Annotated in this window: 18 protein-coding genes; 8 read left to right on the top strand and 10 right to left on the bottom strand. The window is 71.6% G+C overall.

What is annotated here, in order from left to right; genetic code table 11:
• Positions 1-115 precede the first annotated feature (115 nt).
• The 4 genes from AC07BF_RS33665 to AC07BF_RS33650 form a co-directional block, all read right to left on the bottom strand.
• A complete protein-coding gene (locus AC07BF_RS33665; protein WP_478319546.1) occupies positions 116-523 on the bottom strand; it encodes a hypothetical protein in 408 nt (135 codons plus the stop codon).
• A 360-nt stretch (positions 524-883) separates the two neighbouring features.
• Positions 884-1,264 carry a nuclear transport factor 2 family protein gene (locus tag AC07BF_RS33660; RefSeq protein WP_400808666.1) on the bottom strand — a complete coding sequence of 127 codons (381 nt, stop codon included), beginning with the start codon at positions 1,262-1,264 and terminating at the stop codon, positions 884-886.
• An 85-nt stretch (positions 1,265-1,349) separates the two neighbouring features.
• Positions 1,350-2,045 carry a type 1 glutamine amidotransferase domain-containing protein gene (locus AC07BF_RS33655; protein WP_400808668.1) on the bottom strand — a complete coding sequence of 232 codons (696 nt, stop codon included), beginning with the start codon at positions 2,043-2,045 and terminating at the stop codon, positions 1,350-1,352.
• Positions 2,046-2,237: 192 nt separating this feature from the next.
• Positions 2,238-4,007, bottom strand: coding sequence for an MOSC domain-containing protein (locus AC07BF_RS33650; RefSeq protein ID WP_400808670.1), 1,770 nt, complete (start codon positions 4,005-4,007; stop codon positions 2,238-2,240).
• 300 nt (positions 4,008-4,307) lie between these two features.
• Between AC07BF_RS33650 and AC07BF_RS33645 the strand changes: the two genes are divergently transcribed.
• Both AC07BF_RS33645 and AC07BF_RS33640 read left to right on the top strand, forming a co-directional pair.
• Complete coding sequence (locus AC07BF_RS33645) at positions 4,308-4,847, top strand: hypothetical protein (protein ID WP_363620614.1); 540 nt, start codon at positions 4,308-4,310, stop codon at positions 4,845-4,847.
• 79 nt (positions 4,848-4,926) lie between these two features.
• Positions 4,927-5,838 (top strand): Tn3 family transposase, encoded by a 912-nt coding sequence (locus AC07BF_RS33640; RefSeq protein ID WP_363587231.1) that lies wholly within the window; start codon positions 4,927-4,929, stop codon positions 5,836-5,838.
• Positions 5,839-5,920: 82 nt separating this feature from the next.
• On the opposite strand, the gene AC07BF_RS33635 is transcribed toward AC07BF_RS33640, so the two are convergent.
• Positions 5,921-6,613, bottom strand: a complete 693-nt coding sequence (locus AC07BF_RS33635) for a TetR/AcrR family transcriptional regulator (protein ID WP_363587232.1) — start codon at positions 6,611-6,613, stop codon at positions 5,921-5,923.
• 53 nt (positions 6,614-6,666) lie between these two features.
• Here AC07BF_RS33635 and AC07BF_RS33630 point away from each other — a divergent pair, with 53 nt between their 5' ends.
• The 6 genes from AC07BF_RS33630 to AC07BF_RS33605 all read left to right on the top strand — a co-directional run bounded on the left by AC07BF_RS33630 (position 6,667) and on the right by AC07BF_RS33605 (position 13,788).
• Positions 6,667-7,785 carry an FAD-dependent oxidoreductase gene (locus tag AC07BF_RS33630; RefSeq protein ID WP_400808673.1) on the top strand — a complete coding sequence of 373 codons (1,119 nt, stop codon included), beginning with the start codon at positions 6,667-6,669 and terminating at the stop codon, positions 7,783-7,785.
• A 392-nt stretch (positions 7,786-8,177) separates the two neighbouring features.
• Positions 8,178-9,086, top strand: a complete 909-nt coding sequence (locus AC07BF_RS33625) for a recombinase family protein (protein ID WP_478334346.1) — start codon at positions 8,178-8,180, stop codon at positions 9,084-9,086.
• 593 nt (positions 9,087-9,679) lie between these two features.
• Positions 9,680-10,171: a signal peptide protein gene (locus AC07BF_RS33620; RefSeq protein ID WP_400808679.1), complete on the top strand. Its 492-nt coding sequence runs from the start codon at positions 9,680-9,682 to the stop codon at positions 10,169-10,171.
• Between the two features lie 737 nt (positions 10,172-10,908).
• Positions 10,909-11,283: an aggregation-promoting factor C-terminal-like domain-containing protein gene (locus tag AC07BF_RS33615; RefSeq protein WP_363587236.1), complete on the top strand. Its 375-nt coding sequence runs from the start codon at positions 10,909-10,911 to the stop codon at positions 11,281-11,283.
• 353 nt (positions 11,284-11,636) lie between these two features.
• Positions 11,637-12,494 carry an SGNH/GDSL hydrolase family protein gene (locus AC07BF_RS33610; RefSeq protein WP_478334345.1) on the top strand — a complete coding sequence of 286 codons (858 nt, stop codon included), beginning with the start codon at positions 11,637-11,639 and terminating at the stop codon, positions 12,492-12,494.
• 55 nt (positions 12,495-12,549) lie between these two features.
• A complete protein-coding gene (locus AC07BF_RS33605) occupies positions 12,550-13,788 on the top strand; it encodes an acyltransferase family protein (RefSeq protein WP_478334344.1) in 1,239 nt (412 codons plus the stop codon).
• Positions 13,789-13,982: 194 nt separating this feature from the next.
• On the opposite strand, the gene AC07BF_RS33600 is transcribed toward AC07BF_RS33605, so the two are convergent.
• From AC07BF_RS33600 to AC07BF_RS33580, 5 genes are all read right to left on the bottom strand, one after another.
• Complete coding sequence (locus AC07BF_RS33600; RefSeq protein ID WP_478334343.1) at positions 13,983-14,468, bottom strand: GerMN domain-containing protein; 486 nt, start codon at positions 14,466-14,468, stop codon at positions 13,983-13,985.
• The gene (locus AC07BF_RS33595; RefSeq protein ID WP_478334342.1) at positions 14,465-16,057 is read right to left on the bottom strand and encodes a sensor histidine kinase; all 1,593 of its coding nucleotides are present in this window, start codon (positions 16,055-16,057) and stop codon (positions 14,465-14,467) included. Before AC07BF_RS33595 ends, AC07BF_RS33600 begins: the two co-directional genes overlap by 4 nt.
• Complete coding sequence (locus AC07BF_RS33590; protein ID WP_478334341.1) at positions 16,054-16,749, bottom strand: response regulator; 696 nt, start codon at positions 16,747-16,749, stop codon at positions 16,054-16,056. The genes AC07BF_RS33595 and AC07BF_RS33590 overlap by 4 nt, the downstream gene beginning before the upstream one ends.
• A 301-nt stretch (positions 16,750-17,050) precedes the next feature.
• Positions 17,051-18,223: a sensor histidine kinase gene (locus AC07BF_RS33585; protein ID WP_363587256.1), complete on the bottom strand. Its 1,173-nt coding sequence runs from the start codon at positions 18,221-18,223 to the stop codon at positions 17,051-17,053.
• Between the two features lie 89 nt (positions 18,224-18,312).
• Entirely contained in the window at positions 18,313-18,978 is a 666-nt protein-coding gene (locus AC07BF_RS33580) for a response regulator transcription factor (protein WP_363620603.1), read from the bottom strand.
• Positions 18,979-19,101: the final 123 nt, after the last annotated feature.

The following is a 19,101-nucleotide window of genomic DNA, read 5'->3' as shown; positions in this document are numbered from 1 at the left end:
ACCCCCCCCCCCCCCCCCCCCCCCCCCCCCCCCCCCCCCCCCCCCCCCCCCCCCCCCCCCCCCCCCCCCCCCCCCCCCCCCCCCCCCCGCCGCCCGCCGTCGGCCGTCGGCCCGGCTACGCGGTGCCGACGGTGAGCCGGGTGATGGTCCCGACCACCTCGGTGTCGGTCGCGTCGAGCAGCGAGGCCCGGACGGCCGCCGTGTCACCCGCGACGTAGCGGCTCTGGTTTAAAGTCGTGACCGGGACGGTCACTTGGACATTCGCGCCCGTGCAGTTCGGGGTGAAACGGGCGTAGCCAAGGGCGCCGGACGCACGGTCCTCGGCGGTCACGGTCGCGGACGCGACGAAACCGCCGGCGTCGCAGGAGTACGCGATGGTGACGTTCACCGTCGCCGAGGCGCCACCGGAAACGGTCGCGCCGTCGACCCGCACCCCGGTGCCGGCGTGCGCCGGGGCCGCTCCGAGCACCACCCCCGCGAGCAGTGCGGGTACGCCGAGCAGAGTCACGATCCTGCCGTTCATGATGTCCCTTCCAGCGCCGATCGCTGCTCCCACACCGTCGACGACGGTACGGACCGGCCGGACGGCAAGTCGATCCCGGAGTCCTTCCCCGGGGTGATACGCCGGGACCGGCACCACCGGCACCACCGGCAGCGTCAAGGCACTACCTGAAAAGACTTGACTGTACATCATCTATCAACCCTGGCCGGGCAATTGATCAAAATCGAGGCGTCACTCCACCTGACCTCGGCGGTCGGCGCTGAACCCGCCCTCCGCCCGCGCGGCCCCTCCCAAGCGGGCTGCCCACGCTGCCCGCTACTGCCTCGGCGCGCTCGGCGAGTTCGGGTGTGTTCGAGGTCGCGGCCGCGGACCAGCGGCGGATCACTCCCCAGGTTTGACCCACTGCGACCGCCAGGCCGGCGGGTCGAACGGGTCGGCGAAGTACTGCGTCTCCCGCACCACGCGGCCTGCCGAGAACTCCATGATGCTCACGGTCTGCGTGGGTTTGCCGTCATAGGTGAGCACGAACTCGGTCACCCAGAGGTCGCCGGATCCGAGGATCCTGCGCACGGTGAAGGTCCGGACCGCGGGATGTTGGGTGCGCAGTGCCTGGATGTTGCTCCTGCCGCGGATGACCTCGCCGGACTGCGGGTACTCGACGATGACGTCGTCGGCGTAGATGTCGTGTTCCGCGTCCGCGTCGCCGCTGTTCGATGCGGCCCAGTGCCGGTCCAGCAGGGCCCGGGCAACCGTCGCTTCCACCGTCATGGCTCCTTCGCTCGGAACACCACGCGTCCGATGTCCTGCGACGCGGGCGCGTGCCTGGGCCGGATCGCCCCAGGACTGGTCACTTGAGGATCTCCAGCATCCGGTTCCCGAGGACCGCGGCCGAGGCCGGATTCTGTCCGGTCACCAGGTTGCGGTCCTCGACCATGTAGGGCTCCCAGACCGGACCGCGGCTGAAGTCGACCCCGACCTTCGCCTTCACGTCGGTCTCCAGCAGCCATGGTGCCCTGGAGGCCAGTCCGACGCCGTCCTCCTCCTCGTCGGTGAAGCAGGTGATGTGGTAGCCCTTGAACGGCGACTCGCCGTGGATCCTGGTGGCCAGCATCGCGGCGGGACCGTGACAGACGATGAACAGCGGCCTGCCCGAGGCCAGTTGCCGGGTCAGCAGCCGCCCCACGTCGGCGTCCCACGCCAGGTCCGCCATCGGACCGTGACCGCCCGGCAGGTAGACCGCGTCGTAGTCCTCCAGGCGCACGTCCGACAGCTGTAGCGGTCGACGCAGCACCTCCGCGGAACGGATGACGGCCTCCAGCTCCAGGGCGCTGTCGTTCCCACCGACCATCTCGGGGCGCAGACTCATCATGTCGACGGTCGGCGTCACACCGTTCGGCGTCGCGACGACGACCTCGTTACCGGCGTCCGTGAGGATCTTGTACGGGTTCGCGAACTCCTCGGCCCAGTAGCCGGTCGCGTGCCGCGTGCCGTCCTTCAACACCCAGTAGGTGGCTCCGCTGACGATGAAAAGCACCGTTGCCATGGCAGAGATCCCCTCTCGGACACATGCCAGGAGTGGGTTCGGCGGGGTCCCCACGACGGGATGTCCCACGCAACCGACCCGCCCCGCCGGTTTTCGCCCCTCGCCCCACGCAACCACGCTAGGCAGCTGCGCCGACCGCGCGCAACCCGGTGCTCCGTCGGCGGTAGCGCCCCCGGTCACGGACACCTCCGGTCACATGTCCAGGACCACGTCGGCCGGGGGCGTCGAGCAGCAGATGAGCGCGCTTCCCGTGGCGGGGGGCTCCAGGGGCTGCGGGGCGTACTCGACGTGGCCGGAGAGGAGCGCGGTCTCGCAGGTGTGGCAGATTCCGGTGCGGCAGGACCAGCGTACGGGCACGTCGCACGCCTCGGCGAGTCCGAGCAGCGTGCCGTAGTCAGGGTGCCAGGGGACGATCAGCCCGGTGCGCGCGAAGGCTACGGACGGTCCCGGGCGGCCGGCGGGAGGAGCGGCCGGTTGGTGCGGTGCCCGGGCGGGTCCGGTCAGCACACCGGGGGTGACGGCGGACGTGGCCCCGAAGACCTCGGTGTGGATCCGGGAGGACGGCAGGCCGCAGGCCTGAAGGGCTCCGGTCATGTCCCGCATGAACGCGTTCGGTCCGCAGATGTAGGCGTCGGCGTCCGGAGGCGGCCCCAGGCCGCGGATCCGCTCGGGACTGAACCGCCCGCTGACCGTGTAGTCGACACCCGGGCGGTCGGCGCCGGACGGACGGCTGTAGGAGACGAACGACCGGCCTGCGGGCAACTGGGCGAGCAGTGCGCGCACTTCGTCGGCGAACGGGTGGTTCTCGCCGTCCCGGGCCGCGTGCAGCCACCACACCGCGCGCTGCGAGTGCTCCGCGGCCAGGGCGTGCAGCATGGCCAGGACCGGGGTGGCGCCGACACCGGCGGACAGCAGCAGGACCGGAGTGTCCGCGTCCGCGAGCAGGAACGTGCCGCGCGGGGCGGCGACATCGAGGACGTCACCCACCTTCACGTGCTGGCGCAGGTAGGTGCTGGCGACACCGTTCGGCTCCTGCTTGACACTGATGCGGTACGTCTCGGCGCCCGGTCCGCCGGAGAGCGAGTAGTTGCGGATGACCGGGGAGGCCTGGGGGTTCAGCCGCAGGCGGACCGTGAGGAACTGCCCCGGCAGAGCGGCGGGGAGGGGCTCGCCGTCGACCGCCGCCAGAGTGAGCGAGAAGATGCCCGCGCTCTCCGGCTCGATGCGGGAGACTTCGAGCCGACGGAACCCGGGCCAGGCCGGCGGCGGGCTGCTGGTGGTCAGCCCGCGGTTTCCACCCGCGGCGCCGGAGCCGCGGTCCGCGTCGTCGAGCAGGGCTCGCAGCGACGTCTTCCAGCCGGGGCTCAACGCGGTGATGCGCAGGGCCCGTTCGAGCTGTGGCCGGGCGTGGCCGGGCAGGTAGAGCAGCGCGTCGATCTCCGCGACGGTCATCTCCTCGGGGCCCGAGGCGATCTTCACGATCTCGTCCCCGGCCCGCACCCGCCCTTCGGTCAGCACCCGCATGTAGAAGCCTGGGCGGCGATGGGACACCAGCAGGGCGGCCATCTGCGGCTCGCCGAGCCGCAACCCCACGCGGTAGCACGTCACGCGGGGTTGGGTGACCTCGAAGACCGCACCGCCGATCCCGTAGCGGTCACCGATGCACACCTCGTCGTCGGCGAGTCCGTCCACGGTGAGGTTCTCGCCGAACTGGCCGTACGTGAAGTCGTCCCGTTTCAGGTGCTCCTGCCAATGGCGGTAGGAGCTCAACTGGTAGACCAGTACGGCACGTTGCTCGCCACCGTGCCCGGTGAGGTCACCCTGCCCGTCGCCGTCCAGGTTGAGCCGGCGCGCCATCACGGGCCCGGCGACGGGGTGCTTCCAGATGCCGGTGCGGGTGGTCCTGCCCTGCCAGGGGACGTCCTTGGGCATGCCGACGTTCACGGCGATCAGAACGGCCATGACCTGTGCTCCTCCCGCGCTCGACAGGCCGGTTCCTCCAGCGTCGTACGGTCGGCCGCCGGCCGCACCCGAAGAACTCTGCGCGGCGCCGGGGCGCGGCGACGAGTAGAGTGAAAACCGGTGGGCGCCGCCGCCGGACGTGTGCCGCAGGCGCGGGTACGCCGCCGTCGTCGAGGCGATCATGAACCTCGACGATCATGCACCTCGAACAGGCCCCGTTCGTCACCGGCGAGATCCTGTGCGTCGACGGCGGCCAGAGCGCCGGCTTCTGAAAGAACCGGGATCGGGAGCGATCGACCTATGCGCACTCGCAAGCAGCTGACCCCGCTTGGCGCTGTCGGTGCGGGCCTGGCGGCGGGAGTGGTCGGCACCGTCTGCATGGACGCCGCGCGGTTCCTGCGCCAGCGCCGGGCCGGTGGCGAACGCAACGCCCTGCACTGGGAGTTCGCCCCGGTCCGCACCTGGCAGGAGGCGCCGGACCCAGGGCAGGTCGGAAAGCGCCTGGTCGAGGCCTTCACCCGGCGCGAGCTGCCGGACAGCGCGGCGTTCCCCGTCAGCACGTTCATGCACTGGGCTTACGGAGTGGGCAACGCGGCCTTCTACGGCGCCGTCAGCGCCTCGCTGCGCAAGCCCCACGTCCTCTACGGGCTCCCGTACGGTGCGCTCGTGTGGCTCAGCGGATACGTGGTGCTTCCGATCGCGGGACTCTACAAACCCATCTGGACATACGACGCCAAGACGCTGGGTGATGATCTGACCGCCCACCTCGCCTACGGCCTTGGCACCAGCAGCGCTTTCTGGTTGCTGAGCAGGGTTTCCGTGTTCTCACGACAGCTGTAGTTCGCGATCCGGCCGATGCTGGTGCTGGTCGGCGAGGTGGTGGCCGGGTCCGGGCATGATGACGGTACACATCGCGACCATGGCGAGGTGTGACCCAGGATCCGACCTGATCAATATCGCGCTGTTCACGCACTTCATCCCGTGCGGGGTGTGGGAGGCCGTCTACATCATCGAGGGCCTCCTCAAGAACACCTCCGAGGTCAAGCCGACCACCGTGCACGCCGACACCCAGGGCCAGAGCGTGCCCGTTTTCGCCCTGGCGCATCTGCTGGGCTTCGATCTGATGCCCAGGATCAGGAACTGGAAGGGCCTGACCTTCTACCGTCCGTCCAAGCAAAGCGAATACGTCCACATCGACTCCCTGTTCGGCGAGCCGGGCAAGAACGTCATCGACTGGGATCTGATCGAGTCCCAGTTCCGGCACCTGATGAAGGTGGCCGTGTCCGTGCGGGAGGGCGCCATCTCGTCCTCGACGCTGCTCAAGCGGCTGCGGTCGGGCTCGCACAAGAACTCCACCTACACCGCCTTCCGCGAGGTCGGCCGCGTGATCCGCACGGTGCAGCTGCTGCGCTACCTCTCGGACGCGCCGCTTCGCCGGCGGGTGACCGCGGCGACCAACAAGGTCGAGTCGTTCAACCGGTTCTCCCAGTGGGTCGGCTTCGGCAATCAGGGCGTCCTCGCCGACAACGACCCCATCGAGCAGGAGAAGGCGATGAAGTTCAACGCCCTGCTCACGAACGCGGTGATCTTCCACAACGCCCTGGATATCGCGGAGATCATCCGCCAGCTCCTGGAGGAGGGCTGGGAGATCGACCCGGAGGACCTGGCCCACATCTCGCCGTACCTGACCGAGCACATCAAACGATTCGGCGAGTACTCCACCCACGAACTCGGTATCCAGCCCGAGGCGTACGACCCGAAACTCGACGTCGACTTCACCCAGCTTCGGGACCAGGACCCGGCCGCCTCCGGCTTCAGCACAGCCGCCTGACCGTCACCTCTGTGAAGGACCCTGTCATGCCCGTTGAGCAGTACGGCCCTCCGCCTCGCTCGCATTCGGCAGGAGCTGAGCGTCACGCCGGCGGCCGGGCGAGTTTGGCGGCCACGGCGTCGAGGACCCAGTCCAGGCCGGTCGCGAAGGATGCCTCGGCGTCCACGTCCGTGCCCTCGTACACGGCCTTGGTCAGCGCCGGGAAGCGGCCCGTGGCCAGCATTCTCGTCAGGTGCGGGCCGCGGGCGCGCTGCCAGTCGTGCTTGGACAGGCCCGTGGCGCGCTCGGCCCGCAGATTCGTGATCTCGCGCCTGATCGCGCCCGTGAAGTAGGCGCTGACCGTCTCCACGGCGCGCATGACGGTGTCGATGTCGGCGAGGCCGTCAAGGGCGGACAGGGTGGACTCGGCCACGGCGAGGCCGTTCGGGCCGAAGGCCGGGCGGCCGCCGAGCAGGTCGGCCAGCCATTCGTGACGGAGGGCGGCCTGCCTGGTGCGGTGGGCGAGGACGCCCAGCGCCTCCCGCCAGTCACCGGGCTGTTCCTCGGGGAGAATCTCGGCCTGGACCTCGTCCACCATGAGGTCGAACAGCTCCTCCTTGGTGGAGATATATCCGTACAGCCGCATCGGGCCGGCCTCCAGCCGGGCGGCGACCTTGCGCAACGACACCGCCGCAAGGCCGCCCTCGTCGGCCAGCGCGATGGCGGCGGCGACGATCCGCTCCCGGTCGAGCGGCACGGGGCGAGTCGGCGGCTCCGGCCGGTCCCACACGGTCATGGTCACTCCGAACTGTTGCGATGCATCGTAATGAGCAAATACAGTGTATCGATATGAGACATCGTATCGCTGTGGTCGGGAGCGGCCCCGCCGGCCTTACCTTCGCCCGCGTCCTGCACCGCCATGGCCACCCCGTCACCGTCCTCGAACGCGATCCCGCCCCCGACGCCCGCCCCCCGGGCGGCACCCTGGACCTGCACGAAGGGCTGGGCCAGCTCGCGCTGGACAAGGCGGGGCTGCTGGCGGAGTTCCAGGAGCTGTCCCGTCCCGAGGGACAGGCCATGCGCATCCTGGACACGGACGGGACCGTCCTGCGCGACTGGCAACCCCGTCCAGATGACCGGGCCAATCCCGAGATCGACCGCGGGCAACTTCGTGACCTGCTGCTCGGGCCTCTGGACGTTCAGTGGGGGCGGGGCGTGACGGAGGTGGTGCCGGGGACCCGGGATGGCGTACTGGTCCATTTCGCGGACGGGCGGCAGGAGACGTTCGACCTCGTGGTCGGCGCGGACGGCGCCTGGTCCCGGATCCGTCCGGCGGTCTCGTCGGTGACGCCGCACTACACCGGCGTCACCTCGGTCGAGACCTTCCTCGACGACGTCGACACCCGCCACCCTGACCTCGCCCGGTTGATCGGCGACGGTTCCGTGGCTGTGTACGGTGTGAACCGAGCTCTCGTCGCCCAGCGCAACAGCGGCGGCCACGTCAAGGTGTACGCCCAGTTCCGCGCGCCGCTGGACTGGCACACGAACCTGGACCTGGCCGACGTCGACGCCGTGCGATCGAGCCTGCTGGCTCTGTTCGACGGCTGGGCCGCTCCCGTCCTCGACCTCCTCCGCCACGGCACCGCTTTCGTCCACCGCCCCCTCTACGTCCTACCCGTGTCCCACACCTGGGTCCACGTGCCCGGGGTGACGCTCCTGGGCGACGCCGCCCACCTGATGCCCCCCTTGGGGGCGGGCGCGAACCTCGCGATGCTGGAAGGCGCCGAACTCGCCGAGTCCATCGCCACCGGCCCTCGAGATCTGGACGAGGCCGTCCGCGCCTTCGAGGAACAGATGTGGGCACGGGCCGGCAGGTGGGCGAAGATCACGACGGCCGGTCTGGAACGCCTCGTGAGCCCGGACCCTGCCGAAGCCCTCGTCCTCTTCGACCAAGTCCAGCCATCCTGACTGCCAAGCGCGAGAGCACCAGTATCAATAGCTCGCCACGGCTTCACGGGAAGGTACGGCACCGTCGCGGTCCCTTCCGGCAAAACCACCGTTAGACGAACGCACGGACGCCTGTACCGAACGCAGCCCTCAGCCCGCTACCGCGAATCCGGTCCGATCCTCCTCGCACACATAACTACCAGGTGCGCGAAGAGTGATGGGCTCCGGCCGGGACGTCCTGTCCGTCCTCCGTGTCGTCAAAGGATCGAATGGCGACAGGCGCGGCGGACGTCCAATGAACCCGGGCTTTCCGGGGCCCGGCGGCGGCGCAGATCCAATCAGATCCGATGACGGATGATGACAGGGTTTGCTGACAGCTAGGGTCGAATGCGACCACCACAATGGGGAGCAGCATGGCCAACCTGGTCTACAAGCGGGTGTCGACCGACCAGCAGTCGACCGACCGCCAGAACCTGGTGCTGGACGAGGCCGGGATCGAGGCCCCGGTTGTCTTCGAGGAACAGGCCGGGACCTCCAGCCGCCTTCATCCGCTGGAGCGGCCGAAGTTCGGCGAGCTGCTCGCGTACGCGCGGCCAGGCGACGCTGTGCACATCTCCGAGATGTTCCGCCTGGTGCGCGGCACCGGGCACATCCTCGACGTGCTCGACGTCCTGCACCGCGACCGCCTCGCCCTGCGCATCCACGATGGCGCGTTCTCCGCGATGGACCTCACCGCCCGCCACCCGCGTACCGGCGAGCTGCTGTCCACCGTGAAATTCATGGTGCAGACCCTCGCCGCCGCCGGCGAACTCCAGCGCGAACTGACCCACGACGGGCTGCGGGCCGCCGAGGCGAAGGGCAACAAGGGCGGGCGCCGCCCCGCCGTCCCGGCCGCGAAGACCGACGCCGTACGCACCGCGTACCTGGAACGCCGGTCCATCGCGGCCCTCGCCCGCGAGCACGACGTCAGCCGCGGCGCCATCCGCACTGCCGTCGTGGACCTCCTGCCCGAGTGCACACCCGCCGACCCAGGCGCCCCGGCCCCGGAACTGCCGGTCGTCCTCGACATGCCGGGCAAGGTCGCCGACTTCCTCCGCGCCGCCGAGTTGGAGCCCGTCGAGCGCGTCACGCTCGACCAGGGCGTGACCGTACGGCGCGGCCAGGGCTACACCCTTCGCGTCACTGCCGTGCCCGCGGTCCACCGCCAACTCCTCGACCGCTGCCAGTCCCTCGACGGCACCACGGCGGTCCCGGCCCAGCGCAAGGCCCGCCGCGAGTACGAGAACCGCGTCAACGCGCTCCCGGTTGCCAGCCTGCGTTGAACGGACCGAGCACCACACCCACCAAGATCAAGTACTGGCGGCTTCTGGGCTTACCTCGGCGCTACCCCTTGTTGTGAGGAGAGGTGAACCTGCGGATGAGCGCCCGTACTCGTGGACAGGGCGATCTGCCGTGGTACGGGGTCAGCCGTCAGTGGCCCGTGGCCGTGTTCAACAGGGCCACGGGCGGTGCCGTCGTCACCGGTGACCGGGGCACGTCACCTGCACCCGCAGTGACGCCCTTCCCGCCGGGGTGCGACCTGCGCTGCGACCACCGCGAGCACTGGTGGAGCAACCCGGGGTCCGACGGGGCGAAGCACCGGCCACCCGCGCGGTGGCCGGTGCTTCTTGCCGTCCGGTGAGGGGCCCGAAGGTGTGACCTGGCCTGCTTGCAGTGCTCGCTCCTGGAGGGCCCTGGGCGGGGCCGCCGGTCCGGTGCGGATGCGCGTTGGGCCATTGGTGTGCAGGGTGGATGGGTACGGTCCGGGCTGCCCGGCGGCGGCAGTCCGTCCAGCCGTGGAGCGCTCGGTGGGCGGGTGATCGCCCGGCCGCCGGTGAACTTCCCGGGAGCGCCGTCGATGACCGAAGGAGACGCCATGCCCACCTGGAAGGTCCTCCGCCGGGCTCTGGCCCCGACCGCCCTCGCCGCCGTGTTGGCCGCGCCGTTCACGATGCCGTCGCCGGCGCTCGCCACGGGGGCCCTCGCCCCGCAGGTGGTGGCCGCTGTCGCGCCGGTCTCGTTCGTCGGCCTGCCCGACCGGCCGCTGCCGTCCGACCACGCGGCGCACCCGATGACTGTCACCTACCGCAACGACTCGTCGGCGGACCGGACCGTCGCCCCGCAGATCCTCGTCGAGTCACCGGACGACGGGCCCTTCCTCGCCCCGACGGACATCAAGCTCGAGGTCCTGACCGGCGGCCACTGGAGGACCGTGCGGCTGGCCAGCCAGACCGGAACGCTGTACACCGACCTCACCCGGGCGAAACTGGTCCTCCACAGCCATCACACCCTCACCCAGCGGTACCGGCTCACCGTCGTCAAGGCCGGCCCGGGCACGGTCCAGCCCAGGATCGCGCTGTACGCCTGAAGCCCTCGGGGCTTCGCCGGCCGCATAGGCCGCATGGGCCGCATGGGCCGCGTCGAGATGCGAGATGCCCGGCGACTCGCACCCGGCCACGAACGACGCCGGGACGTCTTCGGAGCGGGGTATGCCGGCGGGACGGACGGGCGTCTCGGTGGCCCGGCCGGGATCCCGTGACGGCTTCGCGCCCTGCCGGACCGCCGCCCTGCCGGCCAGGGGGCCGCCAGCTGTGGCGACGCCCTGTGGTGCCGTTCCCGCGTCGGCCGGGTGTGGTGGCGGTCTCAATGGCGGCCGATCGGCGGTGACTCGGCGTGGTGGCGGCGGGCCGGTCGGTGATGGCGCCGGGGCTGGGGCCGTGAGTGCGCTCACATGCGAATGCGGCGTACGACGACGGATAGTGGTGTCCGTTTTGCACTATTTTGCAACTGTTTGGTGGGTTATTGGGGGGTGTTTGCGCAGGCGGAGCGGGGTCGGCGCGCTCCGGGCGGCCCGCCTCTCGAACCAGTGCCGGTCGCTTCGCTACGACGGCGGATCGTAGCGGAGGGGTCTTGGCGAGCGCCGATCCGGTCTGGCAACTTGGCATTCATCGCCAGCCACACCGGCTCCTGTCCCACCGGTGAACGGCTTACCGCCGAGTCACACCCCGCGACCGTTCGGCCCCTGTCCGGCCACGGTCGAGGCGGGGAGTGACGCCGGCCCAACTGATTGAGGTCTTGCTCTATATGCCCGCTTTCAAGTTCCGTATGCGTACCACTGCCGTGATTCTTGCCGGTGCCGCCGGTGTGACCGCCCTGGGTGCCGCCGTGGTCCCCGCCGTCGCCTCGGCCGCGGACGCCTCCCCGCAGGCCATCGCCGCGCAGATCGTGCCGGCGGACCAGCTGGCCTCGTTCAGCCAGATCATCTCCCACGAGTCGGGCTGGAACGTCACGGCGACCAACCCGAGCTCGGGCTCGTACGGTCTGGGCCAGGCGCTGCCGGCCTCCAAGATGGCCTCGGCCGGCGCGGACTGGAAGACCAACCCGTCCACCCAGATCAAGTGGTCGCTGGACTACATGAACACCCGCTACGGCAGCCCGAACGCGGCCTGGAACTTCTGGCAGGCCAACCACTGGTACTAAGCCGACCACTCGGCTTCCCCTCACCCCGGGGGCCGGACAGGGGCAACCGGAGTGACCCACGAGGGCCTGTTCCCGCGCATCTGCGCGGGAACAGGCCCTCGTGCCGTCTCCGGGCCGTTCGAAACACACGATCGGCAGCAGCGCACCTGTGCCGGCGCCTGCCGTGGCGGCACGGCGACGTACCACTTCCGTGACGGCTGCCGGGAGGTGTTCGTCATCGGCACCGGCCACGCCGTGTGGACGCGTTGGACCCGCCCCTCGGGGACGTCGGTTACGGGATGCTCATGAGGCCGTCGAACCGCGGTGACACAACGGTCAAACGGCGCGAAAAGAGGTCTCCTAGCTTCTTCCGCATGACCTACGAACACCGAACGTCCCATGACCACGACACCCACGCCGTTGGCCGCGGCCTGCGCCGGGGTGGCATCCTCTACGCTGCCGTCCTCGCCGGCGCCCTCGCCCTGACCTCCTGCGGAAGCTCCCCGGCCGAGGACGGGGGTGGCCCGGGGCCGGCGAAGGCCGGGGCCGGCGCGGAGCGGCCGTCGTCGGTGCCCGGCGCCGGAGGGTTGAAGAAGCCCTCAAGGATCCTGTGGATGGGGGACTCCATCGCCGTCGGGGAGGCGCTGCCGCTGGCCGCCGCGCTCAAGTCCACCGGCATCGAGCTCACCTCCGTCGCCGCCGACGGCGGCGGCGCAGCGGTCGGACCGGTGGCGATGTCCAGCGGCGACGTCGCCTCCCGGCTCACGTCGGTCCGCCCCGAGCTGGTGGCCTACCAGATCACCACCTACGACTGGGGCGGCCCGCAGGCGCAGCAGCAGGCGTACGAGAAGCTGATCGACACGGTCAAGGCCGCGGGTGCCCGTCTGGTGATCGTCACCACTCCGCCGTTCGACACGGGCGATGACTTCTACGCCCCGCACAGGGCCGACATCGAGTCCGCTCCGGGGGCGGCGAAGGCGGCCGTCGCCGCGCACCCCGGCGATGCCTTCTTCCTCGACGCCTCCGCCTTGTGGGGCACCGACTTCAAGGCCCCGCAGGCGCAGCGTTCGAACGACAGGACGCACTCCTGCCAGCAGGGCACGGCGAAGTTCGCGCAGTGGTTCACCACCGAGGTGGGCAAGCTGGCCGGGTTCTCGCCCGCCGATCCCAAGAGCTGGGCCAACGGCGACTGGACCAAGTCGGATGTGTTCGCCCAGCTGAACTGCGCCTGAGCCGGTGTCCGAGATGAAGACCGCCTCGCCGACGGCCCGGCGGGGGAACGCGCGCGTGTCCCGCCGCCGGCCGGGCCCGGGGACCGCCGCGCGCTCCGGCTCCCGCCGCTCCCACGTCCCGGCCCTGGACGGCCTGCGCGGGCTGGCCGTCCTCGGGGTCCTCCTGTTCCACCTCGGGGACTTCCCCGGCGGGTTCCTGGGGGTCGACCTGTTCTTCGTGCTCTCCGGCTTCCTCATCACGGGGCTGTTGCTGCGGGAGGCCGGGGAGAACGGCGGCCGGATCGACCTGGCGGCCTTCTGGGGCCGCCGGGCCAGGCGGCTGATGCCCGCCCTCGCCCTGGCCCTGGGCTCGGCGATGGTGCTGGCCTCCGTGCTGGGCACGGCGGCCATGGCCCGCTTCGCGCACCAGGACGCCCCCTGGGTGGTGGCCAACCTCGCGAACTGGCATTTCATCGACGCGCAGGTCGGTTACTTCCAGGCGAACCCGACCCGGGTGTTCACCCACCTGTGGAGCATCGCGGTGGAGGAGCAGTTCTACCTGCTGTGGCCACCGCTGGTGCTGCTTCTGTTGCGGCTGCGCCGGACCGCGGGTGCCGGCGCGGTGGCCGGCGTGGCGCTGGTCGGTGCGCTGGTGTCCGCGGCGCTGATGGCGCTGCTCGTCGACCCGATGGACACCACCCGGGTCTACGAGGGCACCGACACCCGGGTGTTCGCCCTGCTGCTCGGCGCGCTCGCGGCCACTCCGGCGGTGCGGCTGCGGGTGGCGCGGTTGCCTGGGCCCGCCGCGGGCCGGCTGGCGCTGATCCCGGCGGGCCTGCTGGCCGCCGGGTGGGCGCTGGCCTCGGGGACGGGGCAGCTCGTCCTGTTCCGCGGCGGGTTGCTGTTGCACTCGGCGGCGGCGGCCGCGCTGATCGCCCTGCTCGTGCACGTCCCGGCGTCCCCGCTGGGCAGGGTGCTGAGCTGGCGCCCGCTGACGGTACTGGGCGGGCTCTCGTACGGCCTGTACCTGTGGCACTGGCCGCTGATCCTGCTCCTGGACCACGCTGGTCCCCGCCTGGACGGCTGGGTTCGGACCCTGTGGCTGGGCGGGCTGGCGGTGGCGGTCGCGGCATCGTCGAAGGCACTGCTGGAGGACCCCGTCTGCTACCGGGCCCGCTGGGCCCGCGGCCGCCCCGGGGTCCTGGCGGCCGTGAGCACCCTGGGCGCGCTCGCCGCACTGTGGCTGGTGCTGCCGCTGATCGCGCCGACGGCGCCGGGTGCCGTCGTGGACGTCACCCAACTGTCCCTTCCCTGAGGCGCGGTGGCCGGATCCGCGCTGTGCCTGCGTGCGTTCGGGCCGGGCTTCGGGACCTGTCCCAGACCGTCGCGGGCGGGCGGGCGGGCAGGCAGCCGGTGCCGGTGATCCGGCTCCGCTGGGCCCGGGCGGGCGTCCTCACCGAGGCGCGTGGCGAGGCCTCGTGCCACCTTCCGGGTCGGGTTCCGTCGGACTCAGCCGGTGTGGTGGAGGTCGCACTGCGCGAAGACCGGTCCGGGGGCGTCGCTGCTGACCACGGCGATCCGGGGGGCGGTCGCGGTGGTCGCGGGGGCGTCCTCGGCGGTGCAGACCAGTTGCTGGATGGCGTAGGGGCTCAGCGCGGAGGTCGGCCAGGACAGGCGCAGGGTGACGGTGCCGTCCTCGCCGGTGGCGGTGACCTTGCCGGAGGCGGGCAGGGCGGTGCCGAGACCGGTGGGCTGCTCCGTCCGGGTGGGGCCTGCCATGAGGGCGTCCAGGGTCTGCTGGAGGCCTTCGCGTTCGGTGCCCGGCCTGATCGTCAGGCGGATTCCCTGGGGGCTGAGGAAGTACAGCCGGGTGCCGGACTCGATCCCGGTGGCGGGCTTGCCCGACTTCACCGCGCCCGCCGTGTCGGGGATCGCGCAGCCGCAGGCCGTGAGGAGCAGCGCCGCTGCGGCGATCGAGCGGAGGCGGATGGTCATGGGGCGTCCTTCGTCAGGGGTCCGCGGGGCAGGACGAGGGTGAACACCGCGCCGCTGCCGGGGGCGTTGGCGGCCTCGATGAAGCCGCCGTGCAGGCGGGCGTTCTCCTGGGCGATGGCCAGGCCGAGCCCGCTGCCCTCGGAGCGGGTGCGGGCCCTGTCGGCCTTGTAGAAGCGGTCGAACAGGTGCGGGAGTTCGGCGGGCGGGATGCCCGGGCCGCGGTCGGTGACGGTCAGCACCAGGTCGGATCCCGGCCGCGGGTCACGGGTGGTGAGGGTGAGGCGTACGGGCGGGCGGCCGTGGCGCAGGGCGTTGCCGGCCAGATTGGCGACGATGACGTCGAAGCGGCGTGCGTCGAGGCGGACGGGCAGGGCGGCGGGCAGGTCCAGCTCGATCCGGTCGCTCCAGCCGCGCAGGTCGAGGGTGGCGCGTACGGCTTCCGCGGCGTCCACGTCCTCGGTGCGCAGCGGGGCGGCGCCGGCGTCCATGCGGGAGATCTCGATGAGGTCGTTGACCAGGCGGGTGAGGCGGCCGGTCTCGTTGCTGATCATGCGCAGGGCGGTCGCGGTGTCGGCGGGCAGGTGTTCGGCGTCCTCGTCGAGGATGTCGGTGACGGCGGCCATGGCGGCCAGCGGGGTGCGCAGTTCGTGGGAGACGTCGGCGGCGAACCGGCGGCCCTGGCTCTCGACCGCCCGAAGCTCCTCGATGGTGCCCTGGAGGGTGCGGGCGGTGTGGTTGAACGTCTTGGACAGCTGGGCGAGTTCGTCGTGACCGGAGACGGCGAGGCGGGTGTCGAGCCGTCCCTGGGCGAGGGCCTGGGCGGCGTCGCCCAGGGCGCGGACGGGGCGCAGGACCTGGCGGGTGGCGAGCAGGGCGAGTCCGGCGGCCAGTACGGCGGCGAACACGCCGGCGCCGGTGGCGGCGGCCAGCAGGGTGCTGGTGGCCTCCTGTTCGCGGTCCAGGGGCAGGAGGGCGTAGACGGTCAGCCCGGACAGGTCGCCGGCTCTTGCGGCCGGGGTGGCGGGGCCGGCGGTGGTGTGGGTGGTGTGGGTGACGGGGACGCCGACCGCGAGCCAGGAGTGCCCGTCGGCGGTGAATCGCTGGAAGGCGCCGTGGCCCGAGCCGACGGTGTCCTGGAGGGCGGCCGGGATGGTGACGGCGGCGGTCCACTCGGAGTGGGCGGCGCCGTAGCGGGCCAGGACGTGCCAGTCGCGGAAGCCGCCGGTGCCCGAGAGCCGGAGGGACAGGCGGTCGAGTTCGGCCTGGGTCGGGGGGAAGGGCAGGGCGGGGGCCAGGACGTCGACGCGGCGGCGCAGCTCGTCCAGGGCGGTGTCCTGGGTCAGGTCGAGGGTGGAGCCGGTGGCGGCCTGGTAGGTGAGTGCGGAGGTGGCCAGGGCGCTGACGGCGGCGGTGGCGACGAACGCGGCGAGCATCCGCGGACGCAGCCCCAGGACGGCCCGGTGCCACCGGAGGAAGCGGGAGGCGTCGGCGCGGTCCGGCCGGTCGTCGGCACGGGCGGTGCCGTTCGCGGCATCGCGCGTCCGGGTTTCGGCCGAGGGGTGCTCCGGTGTGTGCGGCGGGGTGGTCACAGGGGTCCGAATCGGTAGCCGAAACCGCGCACGGTCTGGAGGTAGCGGGGCGCGGAGGGGTCGTCCTCCAGCTTCGCGCGCAGCCGGTTCACCCCGGCGTCGACCAGGCGGATGTCCTCCTGGCGGCCCAGGCCCCAGACGGAGTCCAGCAGCTGCTCCCGGCTGAAGACCCGGCCCGGCGCGGCGGACAACTCCAGCAGCAGGCGCAGCTCGCCGGGTGCCAGGGGCAGCGGGGTGCCGCGTTTGGCGACGGTCAGCGCGGCCCGGTCCAGCACCAGGTCGCCGTGCACCTCCCGCACCGCCTCGGCCACCCCGGGCGCGGGGGACACGTTGGTGGTGCGGCGCAGGACGGCCTTGATCCGGGCGTCGAGGACCCTGGACTGCACGGGCTTGACCACGTAGTCGTCGGCCCCGTACTCCAGGCCGAGGACGGTGTCGATGTCGTCCCCTCGCGCGGTCAGCATGATCACCGGGACACTCCCATGTGCGCGCAGCCGCCGGCACACCTCGAAGCCGTCGATCCCGGGCAGCATCAGATCCAGCACCACGATCTCCGGAGGCTCCCGGAACACCTGCTCCAGGCCGTCCTCGCCGGTGGCGGCCATCCGCACCTCGTGGCCCTGGCGGCGCAGGCCCAGGGCCAGTGCCTCGCGCACCGACGCGTCGTCCTCGATCAGCAGTACCCGTGACATATCCACCAGTATCCGGCCCTCCGACCTGCGCAGGAGGCCGTGGGGCAGGGATCGGCGAGGTTGTTGCGAAACGCTCATACGCAGCTCACAGGCCCGGAAACCGCGCGACGGACGGTGGTTCCGTCGCCGTGGCCGACGCCGCCGAACAGTCGCCACCCCCGCCAACGCGTGAGGAACCCCACGTCCAACGGCTACACCTTCAGCTTCCCCGAGCAGTGCCCCCGCCCTGCGGATCTGCTGCTCCGCGCCCGGGCCCCCGGGCCCCCGGGCCCCCGGGCCCCCGGGCCCCCGGGCCGGCGGATCAGGTCGTGGGGAACTCGACCCGGACCCGCAGTCCGCCCGTGCCGGCGGGGACGGCGGTGACGACGGCGTGATGGGCGCGCGCGATGGAGGCGACGATGGACAGGCCCAGGCCCGCGCCCTCACCCGGGCTGTGCCGACGCTCCCGGAGGCGGCGGAAGGGCTCGAAGAGATAGGGGACGGTCTCCGGCGGCACCTGGGGACCGGTGTTGGCGACCTCCAGGACACCGTCGTGCACGCCGACCTCGACCCGGCCGCCGTCGTGGTTGTAGCGCAGGGCGTTGCCGACCAGGTTGCGCACCAGGTGTGCCAGCAGCACCGGATCACCCTCGACGGACACGGGGGCGGTGTCGGTCCGGACGGTGACGCGGTTCTCCCGGGCTTCCTGCGAGGCGTCGCACTCGGCGGCCACCGCGCGGGCCAGCTCGTCCAGTGCGACCGGTTCGCGCCGGTCCAGCCTCTGGTCGGAGACGGACAGCAACAGCAGGCCCTCGATGAGCCGTTCGCTGCTCTCGGAGACCTCGATCAGTTTGCGGCGGACCCGGGCGACGGCGGCCGGATCCTCGGTGGCCAGCCCGATTTCGGCCGCGGCCCGCTGCACCGCGAGCGGAGTCCGCAGTTCGTGCGCGGCGTTGGCCGCGAACCGCTGCTGCGCACCCACCAGTTGTTCCATGCGGTCGAGCATGGCGTCGAAGGTGTCGGCGAGCTGTTTGAGCTCGCCCGGGGGTGCGTCGAGGGCGATCCGCTCGTGCAGGTTCTCACCCGAGAGCCGCCGCGCCGTGTTGGTGATCACCGCCACCGGGCGCAGCACCCGCCCCGACATCCACCAGGCGAGCGCCACCGAGATGACGGCGAAGGCGGCCAGAGCGATCAGGGAGACGGTCAGCAGCTGGTTCTGGGCTGCCTGCTCGGCGGCCTGGGTGACGACCTTGACGGCCTGGAAGTGGGACTGTCCGCCGTCGGCGGGGGCGGTTCCGGGTGGAGCGTTCGCGGGTGAAGCGGTTCCCATCGTGAGGGATTTCGCCGCGGCGGGGTCCGGGGTCGCCAGTGTGGCCAGTCGCGGTTCGACGGCGACGGCCGTGCTGATCGAGGTGTACAGGCCCTCCCGGACCAGGAAGTTGACCAGGAAGATGAGCATGGCTCCGGCGAGGACGAGCAGCCCGCCGTAGAGCATGGTCAGCCGGCCCCGCTCCCCGCCCGGCAGCCGCGGGCGTGGTCGGCCGGGCAGCGGAGGCCGGTTCAGGCCGACCGCGGCGAAGTGCCTCATGCCGGGACGCCGATGCGGTAGCCGTGGCCGGGCACGGTGTCGATGACCGAGGGCTCGCCGAGCTTGGCGCGGAGTTTGCTGAGGACGACCCGGACCGCGTTGGTGCGGTATCCCATGTTCCGCTCCCACACCTGCTCGATCAGGTCCTCGCCGCAGACCACGGCGCCCTCGGCCTGCATCAGCACCTCCAGGACGCCGAACTCCTTGCGGGACAGGGCGAGGTAGCGGCCCTCCCGGAAGGCCTGGCGGCGAGCGGTGTCGAGGGTGATGCCCGCACGTTCGATGACCGGCGGAAGGGCGGGGTGGGTGCGGCGGCCGAGCGCCAGGACCCGGGCCAGCAGTTCCTCGTAGGCGAACGGCTTGGTGAGGTAGTCGTCCGCGCCCAGGTCCAGGCCGTCGACGCGGTCGCGGACGGTACCGGAGGCGGTGAGCATCAGCACCCGGGTCAGCAGCCGCTGCTCGACGACGCTCTGGCACACCTCGTCGCCGTGCGCCCCGGGCAGGTCGCGGTCGAGCACGAGCACGGCGTAGTCGGTGAGCCTCAGCCGCTCCAGCGCGTCGGCGCCGTTGTACACGACGTCGACGGCCAGGGCGTCGCGCCGCAATCCCTCGGCGATCATGTCCGCCAGGAATTCCTCGTCCTCCACGATCAGTACACGCATGACACCAGGTGTACCTGAAACCCACCTTTCGTCGCCGTAAAGGTCTCGGCTGACAGCGGCGAAATGCGGGTGCGTGTCAGCCTCTGCGTGGCCGGAGTGGTCGGCCACTCGTCATCGGCCATT

Source organism: Kitasatospora sp. NPDC043950 (assembly GCF_056435345.1).
This window is presented reverse-complemented; position numbering and strand designations above follow the sequence as displayed.